We start from the raw sequence: 13651 nt of genomic DNA, 5'->3' as shown, positions 1-13651 counted from the left end.
TGCGCGACCCGCGTCCGGGCGCGTCCCTGTTATGACGCCAGAGGCGTGACGATTCAAACCTGCTCTAAGAGGGTACGACCTGGTGTCAAGTCGTACCCTCCGAACGGCTCACTCAGCCGGATGTTTCCCCGAACCGGCAGATCTTGGCGAACTCCGCCGCGTCCAGACTCGCTCCGCCGACCAGGGCGCCGTCCACGTCGGACTCGGCCATGATGCCGGCGATGTTGTCGGACTTGACCGACCCTCCGTAGAGGATGCGGACACCCGCCGCCACCTCGCCGTCGTACAGCTCGGCGAGCCGGGCGCGCAGCGCCCCGCAGACCTCCTGCGCGTCGGCCGGGGTCGCCACCTCACCGGTGCCGATCGCCCAGACCGGCTCGTAGGCCAGCACGATCGAGGCGGCCTGCTCGGCCGTGACCTTGCGGAGCGCCCCTTCGAGCTGGGCGAGGCTGTGCGCCACGTGCCCGCCGGCCTGCCGGACCTCCAGGCCCTCCCCCACGCACAGGATGGGCGTGAGCGAGTGCCGGTAGGCCGCCAGTACCTTGGCGTTGACCAGCTCGTCGTCCTCGCGGTGATACTGCCGCCGCTCGGAGTGCCCGATCGTGACGAAGGTGCAACCGAGCTTGGCCAGCATCGCCCCGGAGATCTCCCCGGTGTAGGCGCCCGCGTCGTGCGCCGACAGGTCCTGCGCGCCGTACAGGATGCGCAGCTTGTCGCCGTCCACCAGCGTCTGCACGCTGCGCAGGTCGGTGTAGGGCGGCAGCACGGCGACGTCGGCCCGGTCGTGGTCCTTGTCGTTCAGTGCGAACGCCAGCTTCTGGACCGTGGCGATGGCCTCGAGGTGGTTGAGGTTCATCTTCCAGTTGCCGGCGATGAGGGGTTTGCGCGCAGCGTTCATCTCTCGCTCACCGCTCCTCGCTCGCTCCGCAGAGCGCTCGTCCCGTGCGGGATGTCCCGCAGACTGCTCCGGCCCATGCCTACTCCTCCAGCGCGGCCAGGCCGGGCAGGGTCTTGCCCTCGAGGTACTCGAGGCTGGCTCCGCCACCGGTGGAGATGTGCGAGAAGCCGTCCTCGGCCAGGCCCAGCCGGCGCACGGCCGCGGCGGAGTCGCCACCGCCGACGACGGTGAAGGCCTCCGACGCGATCAACGCCTCGGCGACCGCGCGGGTTCCCCCGGAGAACGCCTCGAACTCGAAGACGCCCATCGGGCCGTTCCAGAAGACGGTCCGCGCGTCGGCCAGCTTGCCGGCGAACAGCTCGCGACTGCGCGGGCCGATGTCGAGCCCCTGCCGGTCGGCCGGGATCGCGGTGGCGTCGACCACCTCGTACTCGGCGTCCTCGGCGAACTCCGCGGCCGCCAGCACGTCGACCGGGAGGACGAGTTCGACGCCGCGCTTGGCCGCCTCGTCGAGGAAGCCGCGCACCTGGTCGAGCTGGTCCTCCTGGAGCAGCGACTGCCCGACCTCGTAGCCCTGCGCCTTCAGGAAGGTGTAGGCCATGCCGCCGCCGATGAGCAGGCGGTCGACCTTGGTCAGCAGGTTGGCGATCACGCCGAGCTTGTCGGAGACCTTCGCACCGCCCAGCACCACGGCGTACGGCCGCTCCGGCTCCTCGGTCAGGCGCCTGAGCACGCCGACCTCGGTCGTGATCAGCCCGCCGGCCGCGTGCGGCAGGAGCTTGGGCACGTCGTAGACGCTGGCGTGCTTGCGGTGCACCGCGCCGAAGCCGTCGCCGACGTAGAGCTCGGCCAGACCGGCGAGCTTCCGGGCGAACTCCGTGCGCTGGGCCTCGTCCTTGGACTCCTCGCCCGGCTCGAAGCGGAGGTTCTCCAGCAGGGCCACCTGACCGTCCTGCAGACCCGCCACGACCGCCTGGGCGGACTCGCCGACCACGTCGGCCGCGAAGGCGACCTCGGCGCCCAGCAGCTCGCCCAGCCTCCTGGCCACGGGGGCCAGGGAGTACTTGGGGTTGGGCGAGCCCTTGGGACGGCCCAGGTGGGCGCAGGCCACGACCCGGGCGCCCCGGCCGACGAGGTCCTTGACCGTCGGCAGCGAGGCGCGGATGCGGCCGTCGTCGGTGATGACGTCCCCGTCGAGGGGGACGTTCAGGTCGACGCGCAGGAGCACGCGCCGGCCCTTCACGTCGAGCTGCGACAGGTCCTTCATCAGAGGTCGGCGCCCACGAGCTCGATGAGGTCGACCAGGCGGTTGGAGTAGCCCCACTCGTTGTCGTACCAGCCGACGACCTTCAGCTGGTTGCCGCTCGCCTTGGTGAGGCCGGCGTCGAAGATGCAGGAGGCCGGGTCGGTGACGATGTCCGAGGAGACGATCGGGTCCTCGGTGTAGGTCAGGATGCCCTTGAGCGCGCCCTCGGCGGCGGCCTTCAGCGCGGCGTTGACCTCGTCGGCGGTGACCTCGCGGCCCAGCTCCACGGTGAGGTCGGTGGCCGAGCCGGTGGGGATCGGCACACGCAGCGCGTAGCCGTCGAGCTTGCCCTTGAGCTCCGGCAGCACCAGGCCGATGGCCTTGGCCGCGCCGGTCGAGGTGGGCACGATGTTCAGCGCGGCGGCGCGGGCACGGCGCAGGTCCTTGTGCGGGCCGTCCTGCAGGTTCTGGTCCTGCGTGTAGGCGTGGATCGTGGTCATCAGACCCTTCTTGATCTCGAAGGAGTCGTGGATGACCTTGGCCATCGGCGCCAGGCAGTTGGTGGTGCAGGAGGCGTTGGAGATCACCGTGTGCTTGGCCGCGTCGTACTGGTCGTGGTTGACGCCCATGACGACCGTGACGTCCTCGTTCTTGGCCGGGGCCGAGATGATGACCTTCTTCGCGCCGTTCTCGGCGTGCACGCGCGCCTTGGTGGCGTCGGTGAACAGGCCGGTGGACTCGACGACGACGTCGATGCCCAGGTCGCCCCAGGGCAGCTTGGCCGGGTCGCGCTCGGCGAACGCCTTGATGGCCTTGCCGTCCACGGTGATCTCGTCGGCGCTGCTCTTCACCTCGTACGGCAGGCGGCCGAGGATGCTGTCGTACTTGAGCAGGTGGGCGAGCGTGGCGTTGTCGGTCAGGTCGTTGACCGCAACGATCTCGATGTCCTTGCCGCTGGCAGCGACCGCACGCCAGAAGTTGCGGCCGATGCGGCCGAATCCGTTGACGCCTACGCGGATACTCACGGTGCCGATCTCCTCGTACGTCGGTGCGCCGGCCGATCCGGCCGGCGGCTTGTGGCGGGCTGATACCTCAAGAACGAACCCTATCGGACCCGAATTGGTTTAGACCACTGGTGGTCCCCCGTTCGCTTTCTTCGAACTCTCCCGTAATTCCCGGGCCTGTCACTCACATTTCGAGTAAGGTGCCCGGCTTGTCACGGCAAACACATCCCCATCTCAAGGATCTTCATGACATCCACCACCCCCCGTCCCCGGAGCGGTCTCGTCCCCGGCATCGCCGCCGGGCTCGTCACCGCGGTCGTGGGCGCCGCAGCCTACGGGGCCGTCATCGGCATCACCGAGTACGAGATCGGCATCGCCGCGATCGGCGTCGGCGTCCTGGTCGGCCTGGCGATGATGGCCGTCCGCCCGACCAGCCCGGTGCTGCCCGCGCTGGCCGCGCTGTTCTCCTTCGCCGGGGCCGCGCTCGGCACCTTCACCGGCGCCGTCATCCTCGAGGTGAAGCTCGGAGCCGCGTCCTCCTACGGGGAGGCCGTCACCAAGATGACCGACTCGTTCCCCGAGTACCTTCGCGAGGACCCCAAGACCCTGCTCTTCTGGGCGATCGCCGCCGCCGCGGGCTTCAGCTTCGTGAACAAGCGCGTCAAGGCCGCCCGGGAGGCCCTCGCCGTCCCGTCCGACCCGCGGCAGGACGGAACGGCGCAGGTCGACAACTTCACCCCGCACAGGCCCGCGTAGGACCACCCGGTCCGGACCGGACCCGGACATGACGAGAGCCGGCGCCCCGCCGGGCCCGGCTCTCGTCATGTCACCGCCGCGTCAACGGTGCCGGCGCGGTGCGCCCGTCACGGCGTCAGCATGTCCACCGTGAGGTTCGCCTCGGTGCTGGGCACGCCCATGTCCTGGGCCCGCTTGTCCGCCATGGCGAGCAGGCGGCGGATCCGGCCGGCGATGGCGTCCTTGGTCAGCGGCGGGTCGGCGAGCTGGCCGAGCTCCTCCAGGGATGCCTGCTTGTGCTCCACCCGCAGGCGGCCGGCGACCACCAGGTGCTCGGGCGCGTCGTCACCGAGGATCTCCAGTGCGCGCTGGACCCGGGCGCCGGCGGCGACCGCGGCCCGGGCCGAGCGGCGCAGGTTGGCGTCGTCGAAGTTGGCCAGGCGGTTGGCCGTGGCCCGCACCTCCCGGCGCATGCGCCGCTCCTCCCACGCCAGCACGCTGTCGTGCGCGCCCAGGCGGGTCAGCAGCGCGCTGATCGCGTCGCCGTCGCGGACCACGACCCGGTCCACGCCGCGCACCTCACGGGCCTTGGCGTGGATCTTCAGCCGCCGGGCGGAGCCGACCAGCGCGAGCGCGGCCTCCGGCCCGGGGCAGGTGATCTCCAGCGACATCGAGCGGCCCGGCTCGGTGAGGGAGCCGTGGGCCAGGAACGCCCCCCGCCAGGCCGCCTCGGCGTCGCAGGTCGCCCCGGCGACCACCTGGCGCGGCAGGCCGCGGACCGGGCGGCCGTGGTTGTCGATCAGACCGGTCTGGCGGGCCAGGGCCTCGCCGTCGCGGTAGACCCGCACGACGTAGCGGGAGCCCTTGCGCAGGCCGGCGGGGGCGAGCACGAGCACCTCGGCCTTGTGACCGAACACCTCGCCGATGTCCTTGATGAGCCGGCGCGCCGTGGCGTTGGTGTCCAGCTCCGCCTCGATCACGATCCGCCCGCCCACCAGGTGCAGCCCGCTCGCGAAACGGAGGAGCGTCGACACCTCCGCCTTCCGGCAGCAGGGCTTCAGGACCGGCAGCCTGCTCAGCTCGTCCTTGACCACACCCGTCATCGCCATGCGCGTTCGTCCTCCCCCATGTGAACCCTGCGGCCCGACAACATCGGGCTCCCAGCAGTTTCTCGCACTCCCGGGCCGCCCTTACCAGGATCAACGCTTCTTACGGAAAATCTCCTCCAGGACCGAGGCAAGACGTCGTGGGTCGTGCCGGGGCGAGCCGTCGGGGGCGGCCACATCGGCCAGCACGAGCTCTCCGCCCAGCTCGGTGACGGCCTTCTCCAGCTCCTCACGCTCCTCGACCACGCCGCGGTCGGCCAGCACCACGTCGATCTCCAGGGCCGGTGCGTGCCGCCGCAGCACCTCCAGGTGCTGCTGGGGGGAGAAGTCGTCGGTCTCTCCGGGCTGCGGCGCGAGGTTCAGCGTGACCAGACGCCGGGCCCGGGTGGCGTGCAGGGCCTCGGCGAGCTCGGGCACCTTCAGGTGCGGCAGGACGCTGGTGAACCACGAACCGGGGCCGAAGACCACCCAGTCGGCGTCCAGAACCGCCCGGACCGCCTCCGGGCAGGCGGGAGGTTCCTCCGGGACCAGCGAGACGGCCCGGACCCGGCCGGGGGTCAGCGCACAGGCCACCTGCCCGCGCACGGTGCTCACCTCGCCGTCCAGCTCCACCTCGGCGACGATGTCGAGCGGCACGGAGCACATCGGCAGCACCCGGCCGTGCGCGCCGAGCAGCCGCCCGAGCCAGTCCAGCCCGGCGACCGTGTCGCCGAGCTTCTCCCACAGGGCGACGATGAGCAGGTTTCCGACCGCGTGGCCGTGCAGCTCGCCCTCGCTGCGGAAGCGGTGCTGGACGACCTCGCTCCAGGTCCGTCCCCACTCGTCGTCGCCGCACAGGGCCGCCAGGGCCATCCGCAGATCGCCGGGGGGCACCACGCCGAGCTCGCGGCGGAGCCGCCCGCTGGATCCTCCGTCGTCGGCCACGGTGACGACCGCCGTCAGCTCCGTGGTGACCCGGCGCAGCGCCGAGAGCGAGGCGTACAGCCCGTGCCCGCCGCCCAGCGCGACGACCCGGGGACCGTCCCCCCGCTCTCCGTTGGGCTCCCCTTCGAGCCCGTCGGGACGCCCGGTCACTCGCGGCCCACATCCCGGTGGCTCACCTGCACGTCCATGCCGCCCCGGTCGCGCAGGCGGGCCGCGATCTGCTCGGCCATGGCCACGCTGCGGTGCTTGCCCCCGGTGCAGCCGACGGCGAGCGTGGCGTAGCTCTTGCCCTCGCGGGTGTACCCGGCGGCGATGATGCCGACCACCTCCTCGTAGGCGTCGAGCAGCTCCTTGGCCCCGGCCTGGCCCAGCACGTAGTCCCGCACGGGGGCATCGGTCCCGTTCATCGGGCGCAGCTCCGGGACCCAGTGCGGGTTGGGCAGGAACCGGCAGTCCACGACCAGGTCGGCGTCGACCGGTAGGCCGTACTTGAAGCCGAAGGAGACCACGTTGACCCGCAGGCCCGGCCGGTCCTCACCGCCGAAGAAGGCGACGATCTTGCCGCGGAGCTCGTGGACGTTGAGGTTGGAGGTGTCGATGACGAGGTCGGCGTTGGCCCGGACGTCGCGCAGGATGCCGCGCTCGCGGGTGATGCCGTCGACCAGGCGGCCGTCGCCCTGGAGCGGGTGGGGGCGGCGGACGTTCTCGAACCTGCGGACCAGCTCCTCGTCGCTGGCCTCCAGGAACACCACCCGTACGGCGACGCCGCGCCCGTCCAGCTCCCTGATCGCGGCGTTGAGGTCGGTGGTGAAGGCGAGGCTGCGCACGTCGACCACGGCGGCCACCTTGTCTGCGGCCAGCTTGACCCGGCCGGCCTCCTCCGCCATGGCGAACAGCAGCCCGGGGGGCAGATTGTCGATGACGAACCAGCCGAGGTCCTCCAGGGCCTTGGCCGCCGTGCTCCGTCCCGCCCCCGACATGCCGGTGACGATGACGAATGCCGGCTCTCTCTCGCTCACACGTCCTCCTTCGTCGGCCGCGTTCGCGACGCTGCGGTGCCCATGGCTCGCTCGCTGCGCTCGCTCACGTGCCCTCCTTCGTCGGCCGCGTTCGCGACGCTGCGGTGCCCATGGCTCGCTCGCTGCGCTCGCTCACGTGCCCTCCTTCGTCGGCCGCGTCCGCGACGCTGCGGTGCCCATGGCCCGCCCGCTGCGCTCGCTCACGTGCCCTCCTTCACCGGCCGCGTCCGCGACGCCGCAGTGCCCATGGCCCGCCCGCTCACGCCGGGTTCTCCCCCTTCAGCGCCGACACGATCGCCTCGGCCGTCGCCGGGCCGATGCCGGGAACCTCGCGGATCTCCTCGGCGGTCGCCGCCCGCAGCCGCTTCACCGATCCGAAATGCTTGATCAGAGCCTGCCTGCGGGCCGGGCCGAGACCGGGGACCTCGTCGAGGGCGCTCTCCCGCACGCTCTTCGACCTCTTGGAACGATGGTAGGCGATGGCGAAGCGGTGGGCCTCGTCCCGGACCCGCTGCAGCAGGTAGAGGGCCTCGCTGGCGCGGGGCAGGATGACCGGCAGGTCCTCGCCCGGCAGCCACACCTCCTCCAGCCGCTTGGCCAGGCCGCAGACCGCGACGTCGTCCACGCCGAGCTCGTCCAGCGCCCGCTGGGCCGCCGCCGCCTGGGCCGGGCCGCCGTCCACGACGAGGAGGTTGGGCGGGTAGGCGAACTTGCGCGGCCGGCCCGTCTCGGGATCGATGCCCGGCGCCGCCGGGCCGGCGCCGTCCCCGCCGCCCTCCGCGGACGCCCCGTCCCCGCCGGTCCCTCCGGACGGGCCGGCGTCCGGGACGGTCCCCGGGCCCGTGCCGGGTCCGGGATCGAGCCCCGCGTCGAGTCCGGTGTCGAGCTCACCGGTGGCCGAGCGCTCCTCCAGGTAGCGCCTGAACCTGCGTGAGACCACCTCATAGATGGAGGCGACGTCGCCCTCGGTGGAGCGGACGGAGAACCTGCGGTACTCGCTCTTGCGGGCCAGGCCGTCCTCGAAGACCACCATCGAGGCCACCACATTGGTGCCCTGCAGGTGCGAGACGTCGTAGCACTCGATGCGGAGCGGGGCCGTATCCAGGCCGAGCGCGTCGGCGAGCTCCTGCAGGGCCCTGCTCCGCGCCGTCAGATCGCTGGACCGTCTGATCTTGTGCTGGGCCAGGGACTCCTTGGCGTTGCGCTCGACGGTCTCCATCAGCGACTTCTTGTCGCCCCGCTGCGGGACGCGGATCTCCACCCGGGCCCCGCGCCGCTCACCGAGCAGGTCGGCGAGCGCCCCGGTCTCCGGCGGCAGGACGGGGACCAGCACCTCCCGGGGCAGCGCCTCGGGGGTGGCCTCACCGTACATCTGGAGCAGGAAGTTCTCCACCAGCTCCGCGGGACCGGTCTCCTCGATCTTGTCGACCACCCAGCCCCGCTGGCCCCGGATGCGCCCGCCTCGGACGTAGAAGACCTGGACGGCGGCCTCCAGCGGGTCGTCCGCCAGCGCGATCACGTCGCAGTCGGTGCTCTCGCCCAGCACGACGGCCTGCTTCTCCAGGGCCCGCTGCAGCGCCTGCAGGTCGTCGCGGAGCCGGGCCGCCCGCTCGTACTCCTGGTCGGCGGCGGCCCGGCGCATCTCGGCCTCCAGCCGCCTGGTGAACCGGCCGGTGTCGCCCGCCATGAAGTCGCAGAAGTCCTCGGCGAGCGCGCGGTGCTCGGCCGCGGTGACCCGCGAGACGCACGGCGCCGAGCACTTGTCGATGTAGCCCAGCAGGCAGGGCCGGCCGATCCGGGCCGCCCGCTGGAAGACGCCGGACGAGCAGCTCCTGATCGGGAAGACCCGCAGCAGCAGGTCGACCGTCTCCCGGATCGCCCAGGCGTGGGAGTAGGGGCCGAAGTAGCGGACGCCCTTGCGCTTGGCCCCGCGCAGCACCTGGACCCGGGGGAACTCCTCCCCCATCGTCACCGCGAGGTAGGGGTAGGACTTGTCGTCGCGGTACTTGACGTTGAAGCGCGGGTCGTACTCCTTGATCCAGGAGTATTCGAGCTGGAGCGCCTCGACCTCGGTGCCGACGACCGTCCAGTCGACGCCCGCGGCGGTCGTGAGCATGGTCTGGGTCCGCGGGTGCAGTCCCGCGAAGTCCGCGAAGTAGGAGTTCAGCCGCTGGCGCAGGCTCTTGGCCTTGCCCACGTAGATGACCCGGCCTCCGGGGTCCCTGAACCGGTAGACGCCGGGGGACTCGGGGATCGACCCCGGCCTCGGCCGGAAACTCGCCGGACCACCTGCAGATCTCGCCACGCCCAAAGCCTATCGGCCCCCACCGACAGCGGACCCTGCCGCGCGGGACCCCGTGACGGGTCCCGCGCGGCCCGCCGCACCGGCGCTCCGGTCCTTCCCGCCACCGGTACGGCGGGCCCGGCCGCGGCGGGCGCCTCCTCGGTCCGGCCCGCCGCCGTCCCGGTGACCGCGGGCGGCGCACCGTCCGCGGCCGGAGACGGGGAGCACTACGCCAGCGTGATCGAGTCGCCCTGGACCGTGATCTGCTTCTCCTCCAGGGGCTTGTTGGCGGGGCCGTTGGTGACGGACCCGTCGGCGATGCTGAACCTGCTGTTGTGGCAGGGGCAGACGATGTCGGTGCCCTCCACGCCGCCCACGTCGCAACCCTGGTGGGTGCAGACGGAGCTGAAGCACTTGAACTGGCCCGCCGAGGGCTGGGTCACCACGACCTTCGCATCCTTGAAGACCTTGCCGCCCCCCTCGGGGATGTCGGAGGTCTTGGCCAGCGCGCCGCTCCCTGAGCCGCCGGAGCCGGAACCCGCCGTCGTGCCGTTCTCCGGGGCGGAAGAGGAGGCCGTGCCGACCGCGCCGTCCGGGGCGGGCTCATCGCCCGAGCACGCGGTCAGCAGCGCCGCGAGTCCCGCTCCCCCCGCGCCCAGCACCACCGCGCGCCGTGTCGTATCCGTCATGGTCACCCTCCCGGAATCCTCGTTCACAAGGCGTCACTGGCACCTCGATGCCGGTCAGCATGCCGTACCGGCCGTCAGGAAACTGTGAAGATTCACATGTTGGGCGGGAGCGGGGCGGACGGCCCCCGCCGCGGTCAGAGGATGACGATTCCGTCGCCCTCGACCTTCAGCGGGAACTCGGCCAGCGGGGCCTCCGCCGGGCCCTTGAGGCACTTGCCGGAGACGGCGTCGAACTCGCTGCCGTGGCAGGGGCAGCGCATGACCCCGTCGGCCGGGCTGCTGACCGCGCAGCCCCGGTGCGGGCAGCTCGCGCTGAACGCCTTGAACACCCCCGCGCTCGGCTGGGCGATCACGATCTTCCATTTGGTGAGCACCGTGCCCCCGCCCACCGGGATGTCGGCGACCTTCGCGACGACCTGGCCCTTGACGCCCGGCGGCACGATGGCCGGACCGGGCTCGCCCGCGGCGCAGCCGGCCAGCGCCGCGCCGCACGCCGCGGCCCCCGCGGCGCCGATCACCTGTCTGCGGGTGGGCATGACAGAACCATCACTACTGCTCATTGCGGCCCTTCTCGCAACGTCCCCCGTCAATACCGGGCTCCGCGTCAAGAGTATTGACCCGGGGGTCCGGTCCCGAATCCGGGCGCACGGCATCCGGTGTCCGGATTCGCCCCCCCGGCGTCCCGCCCGGACGCCGTCGGCGGGGCGGGGCGTGGGCGGCCGGTGCCGGGCCGGGCGTGAGCACCTGGCGCCGGGGGCTGACCCGCCCCCGGCGCCGGCCCGCTCAGCTGCCGAGGATCTTGCGCAGGAAGCGGCCGGTGTGGCTGGCCTCGACCAGCGCGATCTCCTCCGGGGTCCCGGCGGCGACCACGGTGCCGCCCCGGGAGCCTCCCTCGGGCCCCATGTCGACGATCCAGTCCGCGGTCTTGATCACGTCGAGGTTGTGCTCGATGACGATGACGGTGTTCCCCGCGTCCACGAGCCGGTTGAGCACGCCCAGCAGCCGCCGGATGTCCTCGAAGTGCAGGCCGGTGGTCGGCTCGTCCAGCACGTAGATCGTCCGGCCGGTGGAGCGGCGCTGCAGCTCCGCGGCGAGCTTGACGCGCTGCGCCTCGCCGCCGGACAGGGTCGTGGCGGGCTGGCCGAGCCGGACGTAGCCGAGGCCGACGTCGTTGAGGGTCTGCAGGTAGCGCTTGATGGACGGGATCGCGTCGAAGAAGTCCAGGGCCTCCTCGATCGGCATGTCCAGGACCTCGGAGATGGTCTTGCCCTTGTAGTGGACCTCCAGGGTCTCCCTGTTGTAGCGCGCCCCGTGGCATACCTCGCACGGCACGTACACGTCCGGCAGGAAGTTCATCTCGATCTTGATGGTGCCGTCGCCCGAGCAGGCCTCGCAGCGGCCGCCCTTGATGTTGAAGCTGAACCTGCCCTTGGCGTAGCCGCGGACCTTGGCCTCGGTGGTCTGGGCGAACAGGTCGCGCACCTTGTCGAAGACGCCGGTGTAGGTCGCCGGGTTCGAACGCGGGGTGCGGCCGATCGGCGACTGGTCGACGTGCACGACCTTGTCGACCAGGTCCATGCCGTTGATCCGCGAGTGCCGGCCGGGGACGGTGCGCGCGCCGTTCAGCTCCTTGGCCAGCGCGCTGTAGAGGATGTCGTTGACCAGCGTGGACTTGCCGGACCCGGAGACGCCGGTGACCGCGGTGAACACGCCGAGCGGGAACTCCACGTCCACGCCCTTGAGGTTGTGCTCGCGGGCGCCCTTCACGGTGATCTGCCGCTTGCGGTCGCGCTTGCGGCGCGCGGCCGGGACCGCGATGGAGCGGCGGCCGGACAGATAGGCGCCGGTCAGCGACTCCTCACTGGCCAGCAGCTCGGCGACGGGGCCGGAGACGACGACCTGGCCGCCGTGCTCGCCCGCGCCGGGGCCGATGTCCACCACCCAGTCGGCGGCGGCGATGGTGTCCTCGTCGTGCTCGACCACGATCAGCGTGTTGCCCATGTCGCGCAGCCGGATCAGCGTCTCCAGCAGCCGCTGGTTGTCGCGCTGGTGCAGGCCGATGGAGGGCTCGTCGAGCACGTAGAGCACGCCGACCAGGCCGGAGCCGATCTGGGTGGCCAGCCGGATGCGCTGGGCCTCGCCGCCGGCGAGGGTGCCGGCCGCGCGGTCCATGGTCAGGTAGTCGAGGCCGACGTCGAGCAGGAAGCCCATCCGGGCGTTGATCTCCTTGATCACCCGCTCGGCGATGTGCATGTCCCGGTCCGAGAGCTGCAGCCCGGCCAGGAACCGCGCGCAGTCGGCGATCGACATCGAGGCCACCTCGGCGATGGAGCGGCCGTCGACCGTGACCGCCAGCGAGGCCGGCTTGAGCCGGGTGCCGCGGCAGGCCGGGCACGGGATCTCCCGCATGTAGCCCTCGAACTTCTCCCGCACACCGTCGCTCTCGGACTCGGCGTGGCGGCGCTGCACCCAGCCGATGACGCCCTCGAAGTCGGTGTAGTAGGAGCGCTGGCGCCCGTAGCGGTTGCTGTAGCGGACGTGCACCTGCTCGTCGTGGCCGTGCAGCAGCGCCTTCTGGGCCTTCTTCGGCAGGCGCTCCCACGGGGTGTCGAGGGTGAAGCCCATGGCGTTGCCGAGCGCCTCGAGCAGGCGTTCGAAGTAGTCGCTGCTGTGGCCGCCCGCCCAGGGGACGATCGCGCCCTCGCGCAGGGTCCGCTCCGGGTCGGGGACGATCAGCTCCGGGTCGACCTCCATCCGCACGCCCAGGCCCGTGCAGTCCGGGCAGGCGCCGAACGGCGAGTTGAAGGAGAACGAGCGGGGCTCCATCTCCTCGAACGACAGGTCGTCGTAGGGGCAGTGGAGGTGCTCGGAGTAGAAGCGCTCGCGCTCCGGGTCGTCCTCCGGCAGGTCGACGAACTCGAGCGTGATCGTGCCGCCCGACAGCTGCAGGGCGGTCTCCACCGAGCCGGTCAGGCGGCTGCGGGCGCTCTCCTTGACCGCGAGCCGGTCGACGATGACCTCGATGTCGTGCTTCTCGTACTTCTTCAGCTTCGGCGGGTCGTCCAGCCGGACCACGGTGCCGTCGACCCGGGCGCGGGCGTAGCCCTTGGTCTGGAGCTGGCCGAACAGCTCGGTGTACTCGCCCTTGCGGCCGCGGACGACCGGGGCCAGCACCTGGAAGCGGGTGCCCTCCGCCAGCTCCATCACCCGGTCGACGATCTGCTCGGGGCTCTGCCGGGCGATCGCCCGGCCGCACTTGGGGCAGTGGGGCTTGCCGATGCGCGCCCACAGCAGCCGCAGGTAGTCGTAGACCTCGGTGATCGTGCCCACGGTCGAGCGCGGATTGCGGCTGGTCGACTTCTGGTCGATCGAGACGGCGGGCGAGAGACCCTCGATGAAGTCGACGTCGGGCTTGTCCATCTGCCCGAGGAACTGCCGGGCGTACGCCGAGAGCGACTCGACGTAGCGCCGCTGGCCCTCGGCGAAGATGGTGTCGAAGGCCAGGCTGGACTTGCCCGAGCCGGAGAGCCCGGTGAAGACGATCAGCGAGTCCCGCGGCAGGTCCAGCGAGACGTCCTTGAGGTTGTGTTCGCGTGCGCCACGCACGATCAGGCGGTCAGCCACGGTAGTCCCGACATCGGTGTAGAGGGTTCGAAAGCGGTCGCGGGAAGAGTAGCGACGGGGTCCGACAGTTTTCGCCCGGCGCCTGTCGGGCACGGGCGTCCGGGGCCGGGTCCCCGCCCTGT

Annotated in this window: 11 protein-coding genes; 1 reads left to right on the top strand and 10 read right to left on the bottom strand. The window is 71.7% G+C overall.

Annotation, left to right across the window (positions count from 1 at the left end; all coding sequences use genetic code 11):
• Nucleotides 1-112: 112 nt before the first annotated feature.
• The 3 genes from tpiA to gap form a co-directional block, all read right to left on the bottom strand.
• On the bottom strand, nt 113-898 hold the full coding sequence (gene tpiA, locus ACFOWE_RS26985; protein WP_377292639.1) for a triose-phosphate isomerase: 786 nt from the start codon (nt 896-898) through the stop codon (nt 113-115).
• A 79-nt stretch (nt 899-977) separates the two neighbouring features.
• Complete coding sequence (locus ACFOWE_RS26980; RefSeq protein WP_377292637.1) at nt 978-2165, bottom strand: phosphoglycerate kinase; 1188 nt, start codon at nt 2163-2165, stop codon at nt 978-980.
• Nucleotides 2165-3169 (bottom strand): type I glyceraldehyde-3-phosphate dehydrogenase, encoded by a 1005-nt coding sequence (gene gap / locus ACFOWE_RS26975; RefSeq protein WP_377292635.1) that lies wholly within the window; start codon nt 3167-3169, stop codon nt 2165-2167. Before gap ends, ACFOWE_RS26980 begins: the two co-directional genes overlap by 1 nt.
• Nucleotides 3170-3394: 225 nt before the next feature.
• Between gap and ACFOWE_RS26970 the strand changes: the two genes are divergently transcribed.
• A complete protein-coding gene (locus ACFOWE_RS26970; RefSeq protein ID WP_377292633.1) occupies nt 3395-3904 on the top strand; it encodes a hypothetical protein in 510 nt (169 codons plus the stop codon).
• A 107-nt stretch (nt 3905-4011) separates the two neighbouring features.
• Here ACFOWE_RS26970 and whiA read toward each other — a convergent pair whose 3' ends face one another.
• The 7 genes from whiA to uvrA form a co-directional block, all read right to left on the bottom strand.
• Complete coding sequence (whiA, locus tag ACFOWE_RS26965; RefSeq protein ID WP_344865283.1) at nt 4012-4992, bottom strand: DNA-binding protein WhiA; 981 nt, start codon at nt 4990-4992, stop codon at nt 4012-4014.
• Between the two features lie 90 nt (nt 4993-5082).
• A complete protein-coding gene (locus tag ACFOWE_RS26960; RefSeq protein WP_377292631.1) occupies nt 5083-6063 on the bottom strand; it encodes a gluconeogenesis factor YvcK family protein in 981 nt (326 codons plus the stop codon).
• Nucleotides 6060-6932 carry an RNase adapter RapZ gene (gene rapZ / locus ACFOWE_RS26955; RefSeq protein WP_377292629.1) on the bottom strand — a complete coding sequence of 291 codons (873 nt, stop codon included), beginning with the start codon at nt 6930-6932 and terminating at the stop codon, nt 6060-6062. Before rapZ ends, ACFOWE_RS26960 begins: the two co-directional genes overlap by 4 nt.
• Nucleotides 6933-7191: 259 nt before the next feature.
• The gene (gene uvrC, locus ACFOWE_RS26950) at nt 7192-9237 is read right to left on the bottom strand and encodes an excinuclease ABC subunit UvrC (protein WP_377292627.1); all 2046 of its coding nucleotides are present in this window, start codon (nt 9235-9237) and stop codon (nt 7192-7194) included.
• A gap of 206 nt (nt 9238-9443) precedes the next feature.
• Nucleotides 9444-9905, bottom strand: coding sequence for a Rieske (2Fe-2S) protein (locus tag ACFOWE_RS26945; RefSeq protein WP_377292625.1), 462 nt, complete (start codon nt 9903-9905; stop codon nt 9444-9446).
• 134 nt (nt 9906-10039) lie between these two features.
• Entirely contained in the window at nt 10040-10441 is a 402-nt protein-coding gene (locus tag ACFOWE_RS26940; protein ID WP_377292623.1) for a Rieske (2Fe-2S) protein, read from the bottom strand.
• 247 nt (nt 10442-10688) lie between these two features.
• The gene (uvrA, locus tag ACFOWE_RS26935) at nt 10689-13529 is read right to left on the bottom strand and encodes an excinuclease ABC subunit UvrA (RefSeq protein WP_377292621.1); all 2841 of its coding nucleotides are present in this window, start codon (nt 13527-13529) and stop codon (nt 10689-10691) included.
• Nucleotides 13530-13651 lie beyond the last annotated feature (122 nt).

The organism is Planomonospora corallina (assembly GCF_042650625.1).
Taxonomy (GTDB): domain Bacteria; phylum Actinomycetota; class Actinomycetes; order Streptosporangiales; family Streptosporangiaceae; genus Planomonospora_B; species Planomonospora_B corallina.
The sequence above is the reverse complement of the archived record's forward strand: the minus strand, read 5'-3'. Positions and strand labels throughout refer to the sequence as shown.